Genomic DNA, 18,028 nt, shown 5'->3' on the forward strand with positions numbered 1-18,028 from the left:
TTCCTATGGGCAACGCTCATCGGACTCAAAGTACTCATCCCAGACGGGGTCGGTTGGCCGCTCGTAGAGTTTGACTGTGCCCCTGAGCCGTTCCAGGGGTGTAAGCTCCTGCGGAAGCGGTTCAGCCAGTTCCTTGGCATGGGCGCTATTGGCATCAAGATCCTTCAGTAATTCTTTTTCCATAAGACGTTTAATACTCATAGAGCGCTCCTGCAATATTGCATGGTCACAACTAACAGCTTCAGAAGTCTGCTCGCCTATCAGGCATGTGCATGTCTGCGATGTTCCCGCGGATTTCGCAGGTGTTAACCCGGTTAGCGGTTTTTGAGATCTTCTAGTTCCTGATACCGCGACCAGAGGCACCATGCAGTCAGTACACCTGCACCCACAATGCCAATCGCCATAGCCGTCAGAATGCCTGTTTCAAGATCCATAGTTGCCCCATGCATGCGTAATGTCTTTACTATACGATCATATTCTATGTGGTGAAATCTTGGAGACGGTGAATCAACTTCCGTGTTCTCAACAATACAGGTCAACTCAATGAATCAGAACAACTCACAACGATGTCCTGACATGGTTTTTGGCTGTATTCCCGGGAACTTGTTCGCTGACCATATGGCTTTCATTCATGCAGTTCGGGCCGGTATTCCGGGGCATTGGCTGGCCTCTGTCATCCAGTCATCCGGGGCAGATGAGGGAATTGCAAAAGCGCTTGGGGTGCCGCCAGAACAGCTTGAAGCTATGTGCCAAATTGAAGCCCTGGATATCAGAACATCGGAAGCGGTATTGGAGATTGCGAGAGTGCTTTCGTCATGCTTTGCAGTGTGGGAGTGCCCAGCATTAGCAAAGCAATGGATGAAAAGTGGGGTGCCGGCCCTGGGTGATGAAACCCCCGTCAGTTTACTGGATACCCACGAAGGCCGGCGTTGGGCAATGGATGTTCTTCAAAAAATCGAGGGTGGCCAGTTCAGCTAGGGCCTCACGCTGAAAGGTTCGGTGGAGTAACGATCGGCAGGTTACTATTAGCGAAATGGCCGATTTCACTGGCTAGGAGACATGTATCCGAATAGAAGAAGAGCTTGAGGTCATTGCACGAAAATTATCCGAGCTTGAGAGGGGAAAGGCTGCCCTTCAGGGCCCGCTTCAAACCTGATCGCTCCACGAACTACGCCAGTAGGTTATTGCTCTGATTTCAAGTAAATAGACTGAGGCTGTCGTCGGTTGCCGATGAAGAAGGATTGGTGAGCGCTTCCACTATGGACGGAGTGTCCGCATCGAGCCAATCACTTGGGTTCATCGATACGTCACTCCATGCTTCGATGGTGGAAGGTGTTTAATGTACCGCTCCGTCAGTTTCCCATAGTCGTTCATGGTTCTCGATCAGGTCGCAAATAGCGACAAGAAACGAATGGGGATCATCGACAGGGAGATCGTCGTCCGGGCCAGCGACTCCCTCCTGGATAGCCCAAGCCGCAAGCTTGAGAATTAGCCGTTGCCTGCGATTGTGCAGGACTGTCTGCTCTTTATTTGCCTTGGACAGCTTCGCTTCGAGATTCTCAATGTTTTCGGAATCTGTTGCTATGAGGTCATTTAATGACGCGATTTGTGCGAGAGTATGACGGGCATTCATGGATATACCTATATGACGGTTAGCGTTGCAGCTTAAAAAATACTTTTACAGAGCCATAAATTGGTCTGCTCGTTGGTAATGCATTCTCAAAATATTTTCTGCAGATATATTTGAGATGAGGGCAGGTTAACGAAAAATCTGGGAGGATAGTTCGGTCTAAATGCGCTAAAAATGCAATTAGCCCAGTATTCTCAAAGGGCAACCACTTGGTCGGCGAGAGGGATATTTGTGGGCGATTATTAACGATGCCTGAAAAGTTTGGGCTCCATGTAACCACATGCCCAGAGCTATGGCGCAACAAAATGGCCAAGATTAAATACTACACACTGCAAGGCCGACAATTTGGCCCGAGCCATTGTAAAATTCAGAGTTGCGTTCCTTATTGCGGTTGGGTATAAAAGTATTTGGTAGCTGGCCATCAAACAGCATGTCAATCAAGCTCTAGTTCAGTTAGATCTAGAGTCTTTCAGAGGGTTCACTCCTCGACCTCCAAAGCAAACAGCCAACCGGCTTTTGCACTTGTCTTTAGCTGGAATCCTTCTCCAGCGTATCTGACAAAAAATTCAAGTGAATTCGAAAGCGCTGGAATCGCAAAGCGGTTCACGATATGCGTTTCTATGCCCAACTCTGTGAAGAATTCCCGCCGGCATTCGAATCCATTCTGATTATGGCCAGGACACTGGCACCCGATGACCATCTTTTCCCTTGAGAAAATATCGTCGCCTAAATGTTTAATTTTTAGTCAGGCAGCCACTGCAATTGTCTGCGGGGCTTATCAGGTTTTTGTTGTTTCGGAGGTTTTATGGAATCAAACATTTCTACTGGCGCAGCCACTCCATCCTCCCCGCTGCTCGTGGGAGTTGTCTCGCCATTTGATCAAACAGTCTCAATTTCCAGCGAAGGGGTCATCGAGTATGAAGACACTCAGGTCGCAAATCCGATCATTCGATTATTTGCTGAATTTGTCGTCAACGTCATGAATGAGTTTCTAAGTCAGTTTCAGCGGGATCACTATGTTTCCGTTTCGTCTGCTGCATATATCGCAACCAACTACGCGGGGGAGTGCGTGATATTTCGAGCTATTTATGTGGATGGCGATGCCGCCTGTGCGTTGTTGGGCAGCCTACGGGACATTCTCCAAGAGTTGACGTCTGGCATCACAGGCGCTCGCTCGCTTTTCGACCCACCTGCCTGTGATTCGCTGAATTCGGACGAACTGATGTGGGTTCAGATGCAAATTGAGGAGTTCGTCGAGCGGCACTCGGGGAAAAAAATTGGCATGCCCTTCGGCGTGCAGTTTGAACTAGGCGGCGACGTCGTGATGCCGATCCAAGGTCGTTTTTGCGAACGGCCATTACGACAAACAGTGACAGAACAGGTAGAAGGCGTTGCATGGCCAGACGGTTTTTCTGAACAGAGCAATCGGATTCAACTGATTCGAGTCGATGCAGCGGGTTATCTCGAGAGGGGGCCGCTCGTGTTCCAGGCAAACGACGCAAGTCTCATTCGCGTTGCATGCGAGGGAAATTTTCGTCGGCGGTTTTGTCGGTTCACCGGAATAAAAACGCGTGACAGCGCTGGCAAAAACGAATTCCTACAATTGACCTCGTTGGAACTCTGTAACGAGGACTCGGTAAACAGCGCTCTGTTTCAGGACTTTGATAACGCAGGAGGTACATGATTTGAGGATGAGCTGCGGAAGATGGCCAGGAGCATGCCGGTTGCGAGAAAAGCTATGGCGAGTTCGCCAGCATCATGGATGATGCCTCCAGCCGTCCGCTCCAGAACCAACCCACCGAATGCCCGACCTCTATAGGAGGCCCCCCGGAGATGTGTTGAAAATGGATCAAGCTGCAACCGTTTGCCGTTGCCGGAGGCTTCATATTCGCCCAATACCCGAAAACCGTATTGTGTGAGCAGTGCCGTAGCATATTCATTATCGAATCGAGCGACGACTCGATAGCGATGCTCTCTAACCTCAAAATAATCCAGCACTAAATTTACTAACTGGCAGTGGGACGGTTGATCCATCAATAGGTGCCTGTTTCTGCCTGTAAGGAAAGGTAGTTCTGTGAGGTCAGGGACAACGGTGTTCTCGCACGGGTCGACATCAGACAGCTGCTCCACATGGGCTATCAGACGGCGCCATCCATCGTCAGAGATTGACTGCAGGAGTGCATTTGGTAGCTGCGTGCCATTAACCCAGGCCTTCTTGTCGGACCGTGTTTTGAAGCGCATGTTGGCATTTGCCTGCTGAAAAACTCCCTGCAATACAGCGGTATGATCAGGCCGTAACTGCATGAGCTGGCCAGCACGTTCATAGCTCAGGCCCTGTGAGACGAGTCGAAGCAGCCTGAATATTCGGGTCAGTGATAGTTTTGGAAATAACAGCGCAGAGGGCAGCTCACTGGCAGAGTACGTCGGGGCATGTTCAAAATCTTTAGTATTGAGAGCACTACTCAGCAACCTGGCCCTTTTGTGGACTACCGGTGTAAGCGCATCCGCCCAGTCGGTCATCAGGTGGTTGTAATTTTTCATGCCTGTTCGCGGGTGGCGGTGCCCCATGATGCGCGCGAGTGCCATGCCGCTCCGTCGTGAAGTGTCGGACACATTTCCCAGAATCACGAGTCTGAGAGATGAGGAGTCCGGATTGTCAGCAAAGTCTCGGCTGAAAGGCGTTTCGAGGCCCAGCACCGCCGCCGCAATGCGGTTGTAAAAACTGTGGCGGCAATGATGCAAAATCATTGAGGGGTTGCCGGTGACTCGCCGCAGCACCTGTATCAGTGCGGGTGGGATAAGGCTGCGTAGATTGGTGATATCCACGGACCCGTTCACCAGGTCGCAGAGTATTGGCCGGTTAGTTTCACTGCCAGCAATCGCCGTATAGCGCCCAAGAACCCGGTCTATTAAGGAACGTTCCGTCTCCGCTAATCTGAATAAGAGCGGCACCGCGCGCCGTCCGGACAAGCTTTTAATTTCACGATACCGATTATTCCGGATAAGAACCCACTGATAAGTGTCTGCTACACACCAGTCCGCTCGGAGTAGCCCGATCGCTTCCTGGGCTCTAAGCCCAAAACGGTACGTTAGCAATAAAACAAAACCCAATATGAGCCGGTAGTCGGTCTCCAACTCTGTCATTGACTGGATGTCGCGCTGGCAGGCTAGGTATTCCGCCTCCGTCAACAAACCTGGTCTAACCTGGCGGCGATTATCTGAAAGATCCAGCTCACTCCAATCCGGAGTTGCGACGCCGTATGCTTCTGCCCACCGGAAAAAATCGCGGAGTCGTCTGCTAAAAAAACCTATTTGAACAGATCTGGATCGCGTGTACTCCAGCATATCGGCGCATAATGCCGTGATCTCGTCGTCATCCAGTTCGAGTAGATTCACTTCATAAGCCAGCCCGGAAAATACGCCAGTCAGCGAGCTGAAATAGGTCGACAGTGTGTTTTGTGCAAAGGGATTGAATTTTGACCATTGGCGTCCTTTCCCTTTTCGGATGGTATCGCTTACCCAGTAACCCACCATGACGATGGCGCTAGGCACTTTGCCGGCTCTCTCTTTCGAGAGTTTATCGATTTGCTGTGCAATTTTTCCGGCTTGTGGTTTGCGGTACTGGTTTAGTATCTCCGTTATTTGGCCGAAGTAATCACGAGCATTATTTTGAAGTGTCTGTCTGTCACTCTCGCGAAGCCGATTACCCGGAATCGGGTTTGCTGCAATTTCCGGTGAGCCGTCGTCGGGAACTGTCGTTCCTGGCAGCAACCGTTTTTTACCCTCGCTAATTCGCAGATAGTCATTCAGTGGCGGACTGGTCGGAGGCTGCCGCTCACTGAGAGCGCCGGCCACCATTCCGGGTAACTGGATGAGATTTACCTGTTCTACGATCCTGCAAAGGCGAGACAGTAGGTCGGAGAGTGTTTCGGTTTCCCGGGAGTCTCCTGCCCCCCGGGTTTGGGTAGCGAGCCTTTTTAAACTTTTGGGGCAGTCACAGGTCTCTGGGTCTATCGATTTTTTAAGTCCTACGCCATGGCCCAACAGGCTTGCCGTTTTATAACTGATTTCGTGCCGCTGGACCGGAGTCGAGAAGTGATCACCCAGCTCTTCGCTGTATTCAAAAAAATACCGTTTGCCATTTTGAATCAGCCGAAAATTTCTTCCTTGAACGACATCATTCAGTAAGCGTCGATAACTCAGCCGCTTCTCAATGCACAAAAGAGCCGCTCCGAGGCTAAGAGCCTCGAATTTCGACAATTGACTTTTTATCAGTGATGACCCCGTCTGCGCCGCCCACACCAAGATCTGTGGCCATATATTGAGGGCTGTCGGTGCGAAGGACGTGATCAATGAGCGTTCCTGACGGATTCGGGCGAGACGTTTTCGGACGGTGTAGTTTTGGTTTCCTGAACGCTCCAGAATTTTAGTGAGTTCTGCGAAACGAATGGCTGCGTGAGGGTGAGGCAGGCGATTTTCTCTCAATAGCATTTTGTTACCGAGCTTTTCTGCGTCCTCTTGGCTCAATTCATCGAGGGGCTTTTCGCCCATAAAAAGCTGTATGTCCTGTCTCGCCGCGCGAATTGCGTTCTTGAGGGTTTGTCGGCGCTGTCGCTGACGTGCGCGCTGACCAAACAAGTCAGGTTCTTGGTACGACGACGATTCGCACGGAGGCTCTTTCAGCGGCGGGAGTTTGTTTGGGATCTCCGGTGTCTGGAATGCGAGTTGATCAACAACGCTATTAAGGGCATCCCGATAATGTTCTGCGTCATTTTGCCAACAACGAGGAGAGTAATCTCCGTAGCTGGCGACGCTGCGTTCGGCATGGCCCATCCATCCATCGATGACTTCTGCGTTCACGCCATTGCGGTAAAGTTGCTGTGCATACCGATGGCGGAACAGATTGGCGGGCAGGGGCCATTCGAAAAGAATGCCACCCGGAAGGCCCTTTTCTGAGCACGAATGCCATTTAAGATTTTCATCCAAAAGGAAGAAAAAAGGTAATGCCGTAGTCGTTCCTGTATTGAGGCTGGCTATCTCCTTGGATAGGCCCACTCGCCTTTGGGCAATGATGGGCGCAAGACGCTCCAGATAATCCGCATACGCCTGGATAACCTCAACGACCTTATCCGGCAAGGGAACCACGCGCCCGTTATGTAGATTCTCGTCGGATTTATCATCGATAAAGACTAAAAGCTCATCAAAATTGAAGTGTGTTGCGGACTCGAAAGGATCCCGGAGGGGCCGCGAACCGGTCCCGGCGTACAGGGCCATAACGGCATATTGGACCAGAAGATTATGGTAGGTGACCAAATCTGAATTGCGGGCATCAATTAAGCGAGTTGTTGCTTGCTGAATCGCATTGTTGAGAACGGATTCAAGCGGTTCCAACACACTACCGATCAAATTGGGACGGGAAGCGTTGTCTGCCGTTCGTTGAATCGATAGCTCAAAACCGCGTTCCACGGTATCTATATCCCAGGCGCCGTAGCCGCAAGCTCCAGGCAACGCGCTGTTATGATGAGAAGCCAGAAGGCGAGACAGGTTATGGTCCCCTGACCGGTCGAAGACCCGTTGACTCCAGATCTGCCCGAGCTTTGCGCTGGTTACTCTCGGAAAGTGTTCGCCCGCTTGCTGGTGAAACCACTTTTCAAGGCCTATCGAGGCTACGGTCTGCCACACATTCAGTAGGAAACGGGCGGAATCTGCCTTCCCCTGCAGGCCAATCGTCGTTAAGGCTTTTGAAACGTTTGTAGGAAGAGCGATCCTCATCTCATCCTGGAATGGCTGAACTGCATCATGGGCGCTGCTATCGGGTCGCCAACTATTCTGTCGTCGGGGAGGGCGGCGTTGTACGTACTGAAAATCTGGTGTCAGGGTCCAGTCGTCATTGATGTTTTGCTGTATTTCCAGGTTTTCGATGAGCGCCAATGAGCGTGAGAGTCGGATAGCCAGCCAGACCAGTGCAGATCCCAGTCTCAGGGTTTTATCCTCGGCCAGAAGGCTTGCGGATATCCAGCCCTCAATCATCTTTAGCTCCGGTGGAAGCACTTTCTCCCAGCTCCAGGGGAGAAAGTGGGACAGTTCCGCCGATTGAATCAGAACACTGCGGCAGGAGACCGTTTTTTCTTCCGGAGAATCTGTTGGATCAACTTTTACCAGTAAACAAGGGTCTGGCTCATCATCTTCATTTCCATAACCATTGAAGTCATCGGGCCCAACCGGAATGGCTTGGCATTCGATCTCGCCGTGTTGAAAAAAGGGCCATCGGGGTTGGTTCGTTTCCAGGTCAGGAAAGGATCGATCAATAGGAATTCGACCGGTATCTTGTGTAATCGGAACGCAATTGCCCTGAGCAATAGCTGAAATTGCATTCAAGAAACGTTGGGAAGACGGTGTTTTGGATGCGTCATGTCTGAGTTGCTCGGCTGCCGAACCAATGGCCTGGCTGAACCGCTCGAAAGAGGGGTGGCGTCCGAGGAGGATTCGCCGGGTCCGCTCAAGAAGGCGATCAATGATTACCCAGTTCTGGTCGTTAATGCCAACAATCAAAAACCGACTGGCCGCACTGATGTTGGCATCCGCAGGATAATGATTCTGAACCACTCGTTGGGCTCCGTGAACGACCAACCAAATCCGGAGCATTTTGCGGAAGAGATAGGTTTCTCGGTCTTCAGTGAATGCTAACGGGTTGGTTATTAGTGCCAACAGGAATGTTCGGGATTTGAGACCTTTGAAGAGACGTCTGGTTTTATCGGCTGCCCCAGCATTAGGGAGCGGAGCATAGGCATGATGGATGATAGGTTCCGACGAGAATGTCTTTACAAACTGTTGTAGTTTTTCAACAATTGGATTTGCATGCCACAGCGCCAGAATTTCGGCGGCTTCAGGGTGAGACAGTTCAGTGACGAGGTTACCAATCCCGACGGTTCGTTCATCAAGCCCAAGTGTGATGTGGATAACCGCAAGCGTATCAGCGAGGCCGTTTTCCTGGGCCCAGGATTCGAGTTGCTTGAAAGCCGCGCCGAGCCCGAAGGTCATTTCTGCTGGTTCGTTTTCTTGGTCACTGTGACGGTTTTGATCCGCGTTGTTTGTCATTAATTGATCTGGTTGCTTTTCGCTAATTTGAGTTTAAGCCCTGCTATCATAAGGTTTTTCGTCAATTTAAAGCAAATAGGGACATTTTATATGTCCTTATTTCATCAGTCTCATAACCCGAAGGTCGTTGGTTCGAATCCAGCCCCCGCTACCAATCAGAAAAAAGCCGGCACTAGCCGGCTTTTTTCGTTTCTGGAGCGTCGTCAGTGACGCCCTTGTCGTGCCTATTTCCCTGCCTTCGCTTCCGGTTTCTGGTCTTACGACATTTGTCGAAGCTTTAAACCGTCTCCTCCGGTTGTTTTGGTCATAAATTGCCCAAGTGTCAGTAACTTCCCCTAAGTAATTACCAGAACCTGTCGAAAAATTGACAATTTCGTAATTGGCTTGATGACGTCTTTCACATCGATAATCCCCGTTGTTTTATAGAATTTGACAAAATCGACGAGAAAATGGTGCGAAAGACTTATGAACAGCGTCATTAAAGTGTCAAAGGCTTGGGGTGTTGCGATTGTGTTCGGAATGCTGCTCGCTGGCTGCGGCGGCGGGGGATCATCTTCTGATTCAGCCCAGTCCTCGGCGACACAGGTTGGCCAGGGTGGCAGCGCGGCTTCGGCGACCGATGCCAAAAAGGCTGTACTGAGCTGGAGTGCGCCTTCAACCCGTGTCAACGGCGAAGGGATTGCCATGGGCGAGCTGGATAAATACGTCATCCGCTACGGTCAGGATGCCAGCAACCTGGACCGGGAAGCCGTGGTCGACAATGCCGCTGAAGATGCGGCCATGTCCTATACCGTGGATGGTCTCAGCACCGGCACCTGGTACTTCACCATCCAGGTTCAGGACATCAACGGTCTGATGAGTGAGCCCTCAGAGGTGGTAAGCAAGAGCATTGCCTCCTGAGGAAGTGCGCCTGCTGATCTGAAGCCGGAATCGGTCAGGTCAGCGGGTTGGCAATCGGGAGCTTCATGGTAAAAGAAGTTCCCTCCCCAGCAGTCGAAGTCACCGTTATCTCTCCCCGATGTTTCTCCACAACGGTCTTGACGAAAGAAAGCCCGAGGCCGGTTCCGTGCACGCCACTCAATTCACTCCTTTTCTGGCGCCGATACCGGTCGAACAGGCTGGGAAGCTCGTGGGGATCGATACCGCTGCCTTCATCCGTGATCGTCAGGCAGGCGAGGTGCCCGGCCTGGAATACCTGGATGATGACGGTGGATGCTTCCGGACTGTACTGAACGGCGTTGGTCAGAAGGTTGATCACCGCCCGTTCCAGCAATTCCGCGTTACCCTTCAGCCATAGATCTTCGGTGCCCTGAAGCTGAAGCCGGATTCCCTTTTCGGACGCCTGCTCGCTCACACTGTCCCGGGCATTTTCAACAATGGCCAGGAACTCGCATTCGTAAAAGCGGGTTTCTGTGAGCTGTTCCGCCCGGGCCAACTGAACGAATTCCTCGGCGAGGTGATAGCTCCGCCGTGCCAGCTTGCCCAGCTGTTCAAGCTGCGAGGGCTCTATGTGGGCCGGATCGCGCTTCAGCTGCTCGATAAGGGCAAGCTGTGACACCAGGGGGGACCGGACATCGTGGGAGATGAAATCAATGGCTTCGCGATGTTGGCGTTGTTGTTCCCTCAGCTCCGATATGTCGGAGATATTGGCGATAATGCCGTTCTGTTCGACCTCGGGTAACGCGAAAGGGGCAAAGTGGATCAGAAAGTCCTTGTTGTGAATGCGCAGGTCCACCGTGCGACTTTGTTGCAGGGTGAGGGTATCCGAGACCGTCTCGTGCCAGGGCGGCGTTTCGCGGGGGTCATGGCCCTCCAGGAGGTTGGCCAGAGGAAGCCCGTTCAGGCTCGGCATGGGTTCTCTGAACCACTCCTCGATATGGCCGTTGGCGAATCTTATAACGCCTAATTCGTCGGTTACGATGACCCCATCTGGCATGCGTTCGAAGCTGCGGCGGATAAATTGCTGCATCCGCTCCAGTCGCTCCGTGGCCGAGCGCAATCGTTCGATGCGTGCCGAGATGTTTTCCCTTGAGGGATGGTAATGGCGCGAGGGCGCTTCGGCGTCCAGGTCGAGGCGTTGAAGATAGCGCTGAATAACCTCCCGGCCCAGATCGTTCGGTAGGGTAAGGCCAAGGATGTAGCTTTGCGGACCTCGTTGCAGACAAATCCAGCTCCTGCCATCGAGGTGCGTCCATTTTCCGGGTGTCAGGCGTTCCGGGATGTCTCCGGTGCCAAGACCTTTGCAGGACAGAATGTCTTTCCCGGTAGTGAGCAGCCAGCCTTCCGGCTGGAGCAGGGCTTTCAGCTGGTCGAGGAGTTGAGCCGGGTGGCGACGGCCAGGCTCGGGCAGAGAGACTTGAGGGCTGCGGGCCAGATCATCCAGCTGACGGTTCAGGAAGCGATTGGTCATGGCCAGGCGCAGACCGCTGGAGGCTGGAAAGGCGAACAGTGGTATCAGTAGAGCGTTTGCCACGGGAATCCAGACTCTGGCACCGAACAAGGCAGCCAGGAAGATCAGGCCGAGCCCCAGCATTGTGGCAAGGCATGCAAAAAGGGTTCGGGTGGGCCGCATGCGGGGCAGGAGCACACAGAGCATGGCGAGGGTCAGCAGGCAGAGTGCGTACTCCATCCATTCGGGTGCCTTGCGAATGAGCAGTCCCTGAGATTGTGCTGAATAGGCATTGGCGTGGAACTCGACACCGGACATGGGGCGGCTCAGGCCGGAAAAAGGGGTCGGCAGAACATCGCCGAAGCCCGCTGCCGTGGCTCCCACGAAAACCACCTTGTTCCTGAATATTTCCGATGAAGGCGGCTGCTGCAGCACTTGCGCGTAGGAGTAGGTTGGAAGGGTTCCTGCACCGCCGGTCATGGGCACTGCCCGGTATTCATTGCGAACGTTCACGAATGACGGTACATCGATATCACTCTGACGCATGGGCTCTGCGCCCGTCGCTGCGAGGGACAGACTTGGCCAGAGGGTTCGCTCAAGGCCATTGTACAGGTAGAGTCCCCGGGCCACGCCATCGCTGTCCAGTTCGACATGGGCATGACCGAGGTTGTACGCGGCGGCCGCCAGCACTGGGGCCGGGAGTTGTTCGTTCAGCAAGTACTGCGAGGTTGGTGGTGACAGGTAAACCGGGAGCACCACGTTGCCGTGGGCTGTCATCGCCCGCGCCAGATCAGAGTCATCGGCAGATGGCTCGGGAAACAGCACGTCAAAAACGATGGTCCTCGCACCCGCGGCTTCGAGTTTTCGAATCAGCGCGGCATGGCGCGATCGGGGCCAGGGCCACCGTCCGAGCTGGCCCAGGCTCCGGTCGTCGATCGCAACAACCACTACGTTCGCTGAAGTGGGCGCCGGGTGGGAGGTGATGGCGGTATCGTAGAGCCAGTAGTCGAGCCGTTGCGGCAGGGCCGAAGCCTGTAAAGCCGCCAGTATGACAAGGAGGATCAGGCCCAGGCTCCAGGGAGTCGTTCTTATGATTGGCAAATCCCGGTTCATGAGCCCCGCTTGGTCATATGTCTGCTGAAGAGATTATTCCAGGTACAGTTCCCTCCCTGGTCCCCAACGGCTGGTCAGGGGCCCATTCGAGAGCGCTTTCAGCCGCACAAAATACCGCCTTCCGGGAATCAGACGCAAGGCTGCGGTGGTATCAGCCAGGGTTGCTTCCTTGATGATGTTGCGGAACTGCGGCCCTTCGGACAGCTGCAGTCGATATTCGCTGGCAGTATCCACCTTTTCCCAGAAGATGCGGACCTGGCTGTTGAGGTAGTTCACGCTGATGATCCGGGTAGGCGGCAGGCTGCCGTTCACCACCAGTTTTCGGGCTTCTGATTCGGTGACGGACGTGCCGCCGGCTTCGGTAACGACCCGCCAATAGTATTCGCCAGGGGATAGCGGCCGGGAGGGCAATGCCTGATTTTCCGGTGCCCACTCGCTGGTTGTGATCAGGTCGCTGAAGCTGTCGTCCCCGGCAATCTCGACTCTGGCAACCTCGTTGCTGCCATTGAGTTTCCACTGAAACTCGGGCATGTCGTCGTTAGCGGTTGCACCCGGGGCTGGGGAGACCAATGTTGCGGGTTGCGCCTGCAGGTTGACATTCAGTGGGAGAGAGGCCGGCATGCCGGCCATTCCCCGGTTATCGAGAGCGGCGAGCTGAACCTCGTACTTGCCGTTGTCCAGAAGGGAGATGTCGAAGTCGGTGCCGTTCACCTTCCGGCTTTTGACCCATTGGCCGGTGTCCTTCTCGAAAATATCCACTCGATGGGCAGCGGCGCCATCCTGAGACCAGCGCAACGCGACCGGCAGGCTTGTGACATTCTCCGGAATTGGCTCCACCGCTGGCGCCGGGGGTAAGCGACGGATGCGAAGGCCGCCTGCTGAATGGGTGGAAAGGCTGGCACCATAGCCGGCGGGAACTCGCTGGGTTTTGCCTCGAGGGCCGAAATCCACAATGCCCTTGGTGACCTGTAGCTCTGTGCCTGCAGGCGACGTCTGCACGGTAAACGCGGTTCCCCGGACGGCCGCCACGGCCGACGGCGTCTCGATTTCAAAACGGGCGCCGCCTTCCATAACTGGCTTTACGCGCGTATGGACTTCGCCCTTGTTCAGGCGCAGGCGCGTATCGACCATGCCCGACTTGCCGTACTGGGTCAGGCGATTGAAAATGAGCCGCGAATCCGGTGACAGACGTACCTCGGAGCCGTCAGCGAGTTCAACGGTGGCCGTTCCCTGCGCGGAAATGATCTCATCACCGACTCTAACGAGACTGTTGGCCGTCAGTGGACGCTTTTGCCCGTCCCGGCCGGAGATAAGTTGCACGGTGCCGCTGACCGAGCGAACCATGGCTGGCTCTGGCTGCCGGCGAAGCCAGTTGAGGGGAATGCGGAAGCGATCACCGGTATCGACCACGGCGTTTTGTGGCAGTTGATTGTACTGACGCAGCTGGGCGACGCTGTGTCCCGTTGCCAGCAGCTCCGAGGCGACGTCAGAAAAGGTTTCGCCGGATTTGAGTGTGTACGTCCACTCCGGAACACTGCCGGATGTGGTTGTCGCAGGGCGACTGGCCGATCCCTGCGTCAATGACAGTTCGGCATGCGCAGGCAGGCCAAGTGACAGAAACGCCAAGGCAACGAAAGCCGTTCTCAGTTGGAGTAGACTTTTACTCATTCGCCGCACGGGGAGTGGTATCCAGAATGTCGTCGGCTGCCTTCATGGCTTCAAGCCGATAGCCTCGCTGATAAATGGTTTTTATACGGAAGCCGTTTTCGGGATTGAGCCCGAGCCGGCGCCGAAGTCGGCTCATGTGCGTATCGACCGTGCGGGTATTGATGTCCCGGGCCAGTCCCCAGACCCGCTCCAGCAGCATTTCCCGAGTCAGCAGTCGGCCCTGGTTCTGGAACAGGAACAGGGTGAGATCGAAATCCTTGTCGGTCAGCGTCAGCGGGTCACCGTGCAACGTAATGCTGCGTTGCTGAGTATTGATCTCGAACGGACCGTAGTGGAGGACTTCTTTGTCGTTATCCGGGTTGCTTCGACGAGCCAGTGCGTGGATACGGGCGATCAGTTCCGCCGGACGGGCAGGCTTCGACAGGTAATCATCGGCACCGGCGTCCAGCGCTCTGACGATGTCGGTTTCACTGTCTCTCTGGGTCAGGAAAACCACCGGAATCGGCCAGTTCAGTTGAGCCCGTACCCCCTCCAGCACATCGATACCCGTCATGTCCGGGATCTGCCAGTCGAGAATCAGCAAGTCGTAGCTACGATGCAGAACGGCGCTCAGAAAGGCCTGGCCGGAAGGAAAGCTGTCACAGTGGTGCCCGTTATCGGACAGGATTGTCTGGATGTTTTGCGCCTGTTCGTGTTCGTCTTCAAGCAGAGCAATGCGCATCTTGTTTCCTCCGGAGATGTGTCTGCCCGGTCTGTATCTGGACATCCGGGATTCTGGGGCAGACCCTGCATTTTCAGGCGATTATCCCAAAATGTAACGGGCGAATCAGTATCGTTATGTAGATTTGCGTAAATTGATGGCCGGCTGCCCGTCGAGGTCATCTACTGTTTGTCGGCAGCCTGGGAAATTACTGCACCCCCAGAACCAGCCTTTTTTGCCTTTCCGACGGACCAGTGGTGAAAAGCAATGGGGGCAGGGCACGGGTTTCTGGCTGGTTCCGTCGGTTGGTGCGGCCTCCTCAATGGGGCGTGTTCCGCGGCAGTCCGGATACCGTGTGCAAGCGTGGAATCGACCGAATTTTCCTTCCCGTTCGACCATCGGCGCCCGGCATTTCGGGCAATGGGGCCCTGTCAGTGGCTGTTCCGGTGCCGGTTGGTTCGATGGCGATCCCGGCGGTGCGTTGATGAAAGCGCGAATTTCCCGTTTAAGCGTCTCCAGAAACGCGCGGGGATCGCCCTCACCCTGGCGTATGCTTTCGAGGGTGGCCTCCCACACGGCGGTCCGGTCTGGCGTTGTGATGGATTCGGGCAGAGCTTCAATCAGGCGCCGCCCTTTGGTTGTCGCCCGGATGTGCCGGCCTTCCCTGAACAGGTAATCCCGTTTGAACAATGTTTCGAGGATGGCTGCGCGGGTGGCTTCCGTACCCAGGCCATCGGTTTCCCGAAGGGTTTTTCGGAGCTCTCGGTCACTGACAAACCGGGCGATGTTGGTCATCGCCGACAGCAGGGTGGCGTCCGTAAAGTATTGCGGAGGCTGGGTCTTTTTTTCCGTGACGGTCGCCTGTTGGCAATGGACAGGTTCGGTTTTTTCCAGCCTGGGCAGGGGTGCCTTGGCCGTCTCGGGCGGGCCTTCGCGACGCTTGGGCTCCAGTGCTTTCCAGCCTGGTTCGATGATCGCGGTTTCCGTTGCCCGGAACCGGTGATCGGCAACCCGGACGGTCAGCTTCCCCTCCCGATGGATAGCATCCGCCGAAAACTGCATGAGGTAGTAGCGGCTGACCAGGTCGTAAATATTTGCCTCGGATTGCGAGAGCTTGCCGCTGGGTGTCGGTCGGGTTGTCGGGATGATGGCGTGGTGGGCGTCCACTTTTGCGTCGTCCCAGGCTCTGGTCCTGCGGCTGGTGTCCACACGATCGGTTGCCTCTGCGAGGCCTGGTGCGACTCGCCGGATGGCATTGATCACTTGCTGGCGCTGGCCATAGTGTTCCTCCGGCAGGTACCGGCAGTCGGAACGCGGATAGGTGATCAGTTGGTGTCGCTCGTACAGTCTCTGCGCAGTGTCCAGTACATCTTTGGCGCCCATCCGGAACAGACGCCCGGCCTCGATCTGCAGGGCCGAGAGGGACAGAGGCAGTGGCGGTGTTTCCGGTCGGTCCCGGAACTGCGACTCGACGATGGTTCCCGGGCGATCCTCGACGCTCTGGACGATGCGCTCCGCAACGGAACGGTCCATAAGCCGGTTGTCTTCGTCGAGGCTATCGGCGAACGACTCGTCCGGAAGCCAGCGGGCGGTAAAGGGCCGTGGATCGGCCTCCGGCTCCCGGGCCTGGAACTGGGCGTCAATCCGGTAGTAGGGGCGGGGCTCGAAGTTTTCGATCGTGGTGTCCCGCTCCACCACCAGTCCGAGAACCGGTGTCTGAACCCGACCCACGGAATACACGCCCTGTTCGCCCTGTTGCTGGTAACTCAGTGTGTAAAAGCGGGTCAGATTGATGCCGTAAAGCCAGTCGGCCCGCTGTCTTGCCAGTGCCGAATGTGACAGGCGCCGGTATTCCCGGTTGTCCCGAGGGGCGCGGATGGCTTTCTCGACGGCCGACGGTGTGAGGTCGTTGATCAGAATTCGGTAAACCGGTGCCTTGGTGCCGGTATATCGAAGTACTTCGTCCACCAGCAGTTGGCCCTCGCGATCCGGATCCCCCGCGTGAACAATGCTCTTTGCCTGCCGGATCAGTGACTCAAGGACGCCGAGTTGCTGGCGGACGCTGTCTTTGGGAACCACTTGCCATCGGTCGGGAATGAGGGGCAGGTCTTCTCCCCGCCATTTTTTCCAGGTCGGGTTATAGTGGCCGGGTTCTGCTGGCTCCAGCAAGTGGCCGATGCACCAGCTGACCGTGGCGGCGTCCTCGCCTTTGCCGCAGCGGATCCAGCCCTGACCTTTCTGGTGGGGGCCGGGCAATGCGGCGGCGATGGCGCGGGCCAGACTGGGCTTCTCGGCAATATAGAGTTGCATGATGTCGGGTGTTACAGGATTGGCGTTGGAATGTGGCCCTTTGGTGGTTTGGTGTCAAGGGCCTTGCCTGGTGTAGTAGACTTGAGGCTCTGTGCTGTGCGCTCTTGGGCACCCACAAAATTTTTCAAAGGAGTTTTGCCGAATGCAAGTACAGAACACCATTGAATCCAAATTGAAAGCGGCGTTTGAGGGCCCTTTCCTTTGGGTTGAAAACGAGAGTCACATGCACAGCGTGCCGCCGAATTCGGAGACGCATTTCAAGGTGACGTTGGTTTCTCCCGAGTTTGAAGGGCAGATGAAAGTCAAGCGCCACCAGGCGATTTACAAGGTCCTTGCGGAGGAATTGGCTGGTCCTGTTCATGCTCTGGCGTTGCATCTGTATACACCTGAGGAGTGGGATGCTGCAGGTCAGGCGTCTCCGGCTTCTCCGAACTGCATGGGCGGATCGAAAGGGGATCCGGCAATGGCGATGAAAACCGGTCAGGGGGAGCATTCATGAGCCAGTTTTTCCAGATTCATCCAGAGACGCCGCAAAAGCGACTGATCAACCAGGCGGTGGAGATTCTGCGTAAGGGCGGGGTTGTCGTGTATCCGACGGATTCCGCGTACGCCATTGGTTGCCATCTTGGTGACAAGCAGGCCGCGGATCGGATCAAGCGTATTCGCAAGCTGGACGACAAGCACAACTTTACCCTGGTCTGCCGCGATCTTTCAGACATTGGCGTGTACGCCAAGGTGGACAACACCCAGTATCGGCTACTGAAGAATTTCACGCCGGGACCCTATACATTCATTCTGGATGCCACCACGGAAGTGCCCCGACGGTTGTTGCATCCCAAACGTCGGTCCATCGGAGTCCGGGTTCCGGATAATGCGATCGTTCAGGCGTTACTTGGGGAGCTGGGCGAGCCTATCATGAGCAGCACCCTGATCCTGCCGGGCGAGACAGAGCCCATGACAGACCCGTACGACATCCGGGAGACCCTGGAGCACGACCTGGATCTGATCATCGATGGCGGCTTCTGTGGACTTGAAGCGACAACGGTGGTGGATTTCACCGGCGAAGCCCCTGAGGTTGTCCGGGAGGGCAAGGGCGACCCAGCTCCGTTCCGGGTATAAC

The 18,028-nt window shown here is 55.0% G+C and carries 12 protein-coding genes; 5 read left to right on the forward strand and 7 right to left on the reverse strand.

Annotation, left to right across the window (positions count from 1 at the left end; translation table 11 throughout):
* Positions 1–3: 3 nt before the first annotated feature.
* Positions 4–201, reverse strand: a complete 198-nt coding sequence (locus MSNKSG1_RS03530) for a hypothetical protein (protein ID WP_008937869.1) — start codon at positions 199–201, stop codon at positions 4–6.
* 342 nt (positions 202–543) lie between these two features.
* On the opposite strand from MSNKSG1_RS03530, the gene MSNKSG1_RS18670 reads away from it, so the two are divergent.
* Positions 544–978 carry an antitoxin Xre/MbcA/ParS toxin-binding domain-containing protein gene (locus tag MSNKSG1_RS18670; protein WP_083870962.1) on the forward strand — a complete coding sequence of 145 codons (435 nt, stop codon included), beginning with the start codon at positions 544–546 and terminating at the stop codon, positions 976–978.
* A gap of 358 nt (positions 979–1,336) precedes the next feature.
* On the opposite strand, the gene MSNKSG1_RS03540 is transcribed toward MSNKSG1_RS18670, so the two are convergent.
* The gene (locus MSNKSG1_RS03540; protein WP_008937871.1) at positions 1,337–1,633 is read right to left on the reverse strand and encodes a hypothetical protein; all 297 of its coding nucleotides are present in this window, start codon (positions 1,631–1,633) and stop codon (positions 1,337–1,339) included.
* A gap of 802 nt (positions 1,634–2,435) precedes the next feature.
* Between MSNKSG1_RS03540 and MSNKSG1_RS03545 the strand changes: the two genes are divergently transcribed.
* Positions 2,436–3,314, forward strand: coding sequence for a hypothetical protein (locus MSNKSG1_RS03545; RefSeq protein WP_008937872.1), 879 nt, complete (start codon positions 2,436–2,438; stop codon positions 3,312–3,314).
* Here the strand turns inward: MSNKSG1_RS03545 and MSNKSG1_RS03550 are convergent.
* Positions 3,284–8,728 (reverse strand): site-specific integrase, encoded by a 5,445-nt coding sequence (locus MSNKSG1_RS03550; protein WP_152638716.1) that lies wholly within the window; start codon positions 8,726–8,728, stop codon positions 3,284–3,286. The two genes, MSNKSG1_RS03545 and MSNKSG1_RS03550, sit on opposite strands and share 31 nt — an antisense overlap.
* Positions 8,729–9,193: 465 nt before the next feature.
* Here MSNKSG1_RS03550 and MSNKSG1_RS19090 point away from each other — a divergent pair, with 465 nt between their 5' ends.
* Positions 9,194–9,628, forward strand: coding sequence for a fibronectin type III domain-containing protein (locus MSNKSG1_RS19090; RefSeq protein WP_008937877.1), 435 nt, complete (start codon positions 9,194–9,196; stop codon positions 9,626–9,628).
* Between the two features lie 34 nt (positions 9,629–9,662).
* Here MSNKSG1_RS19090 and MSNKSG1_RS03575 read toward each other — a convergent pair whose 3' ends face one another.
* From MSNKSG1_RS03575 to MSNKSG1_RS03590, 4 genes are all read right to left on the reverse strand, one after another.
* Positions 9,663–12,230 (reverse strand): CHASE2 domain-containing protein, encoded by a 2,568-nt coding sequence (locus MSNKSG1_RS03575; RefSeq protein ID WP_008937878.1) that lies wholly within the window; start codon positions 12,228–12,230, stop codon positions 9,663–9,665.
* A 33-nt stretch (positions 12,231–12,263) separates the two neighbouring features.
* The gene (locus tag MSNKSG1_RS03580) at positions 12,264–13,898 is read right to left on the reverse strand and encodes a FecR domain-containing protein (protein WP_008937879.1); all 1,635 of its coding nucleotides are present in this window, start codon (positions 13,896–13,898) and stop codon (positions 12,264–12,266) included.
* Entirely contained in the window at positions 13,891–14,619 is a 729-nt protein-coding gene (locus MSNKSG1_RS03585; protein ID WP_008937880.1) for a response regulator transcription factor, read from the reverse strand. The genes MSNKSG1_RS03580 and MSNKSG1_RS03585 overlap by 8 nt, the downstream gene beginning before the upstream one ends.
* Before the next feature lie 114 nt (positions 14,620–14,733).
* Positions 14,734–16,908 carry a DNA topoisomerase III gene (locus tag MSNKSG1_RS03590; protein WP_008937881.1) on the reverse strand — a complete coding sequence of 725 codons (2,175 nt, stop codon included), beginning with the start codon at positions 16,906–16,908 and terminating at the stop codon, positions 14,734–14,736.
* 142 nt (positions 16,909–17,050) lie between these two features.
* Here MSNKSG1_RS03590 and MSNKSG1_RS03595 point away from each other — a divergent pair, with 142 nt between their 5' ends.
* Positions 17,051–17,407, forward strand: coding sequence for a BolA family protein (locus MSNKSG1_RS03595; protein ID WP_008937882.1), 357 nt, complete (start codon positions 17,051–17,053; stop codon positions 17,405–17,407).
* Positions 17,404–18,027: an L-threonylcarbamoyladenylate synthase gene (locus tag MSNKSG1_RS03600; protein WP_008937883.1), complete on the forward strand. Its 624-nt coding sequence runs from the start codon at positions 17,404–17,406 to the stop codon at positions 18,025–18,027. The genes MSNKSG1_RS03595 and MSNKSG1_RS03600 overlap by 4 nt, the downstream gene beginning before the upstream one ends.
* Position 18,028 lies beyond the last annotated feature (1 nt).

It is taken from the genome of Marinobacter santoriniensis NKSG1 (assembly GCF_000347775.1).
Classification (GTDB): Bacteria; Pseudomonadota; Gammaproteobacteria; order Pseudomonadales; family Oleiphilaceae; genus Marinobacter; species Marinobacter santoriniensis.

Coding starts and splice junctions, on each gene's coding strand:
- MSNKSG1_RS03540 (WP_008937871.1), bottom strand. CDS start 1,633: ATGAATGCCCGTCATACTCTCGCACAAATCGCGTCATTAAATGACCTC.
- MSNKSG1_RS18670 (WP_083870962.1), top strand. CDS start 544: ATGAATCAGAACAACTCACAACGATGTCCTGACATGGTTTTTGGCTGT.
- MSNKSG1_RS19090 (WP_008937877.1), top strand. CDS start 9,194: ATGAACAGCGTCATTAAAGTGTCAAAGGCTTGGGGTGTTGCGATTGTG.
- MSNKSG1_RS03600 (WP_008937883.1), top strand. CDS start 17,404: ATGAGCCAGTTTTTCCAGATTCATCCAGAGACGCCGCAAAAGCGACTG.
- MSNKSG1_RS03595 (WP_008937882.1), top strand. CDS start 17,051: ATGCAAGTACAGAACACCATTGAATCCAAATTGAAAGCGGCGTTTGAG.
- MSNKSG1_RS03550 (WP_152638716.1), bottom strand. CDS start 8,728: ATGACAAACAACGCGGATCAAAACCGTCACAGTGACCAAGAAAACGAA.
- MSNKSG1_RS03545 (WP_008937872.1), top strand. CDS start 2,436: ATGGAATCAAACATTTCTACTGGCGCAGCCACTCCATCCTCCCCGCTG.
- MSNKSG1_RS03575 (WP_008937878.1), bottom strand. CDS start 12,230: ATGAACCGGGATTTGCCAATCATAAGAACGACTCCCTGGAGCCTGGGC.
- MSNKSG1_RS03580 (WP_008937879.1), bottom strand. CDS start 13,898: ATGAGTAAAAGTCTACTCCAACTGAGAACGGCTTTCGTTGCCTTGGCG.
- MSNKSG1_RS03585 (WP_008937880.1), bottom strand. CDS start 14,619: ATGCGCATTGCTCTGCTTGAAGACGAACACGAACAGGCGCAAAACATC.
- MSNKSG1_RS03590 (WP_008937881.1), bottom strand. CDS start 16,908: ATGCAACTCTATATTGCCGAGAAGCCCAGTCTGGCCCGCGCCATCGCC.
- MSNKSG1_RS03530 (WP_008937869.1), bottom strand. CDS start 201: ATGAGTATTAAACGTCTTATGGAAAAAGAATTACTGAAGGATCTTGAT.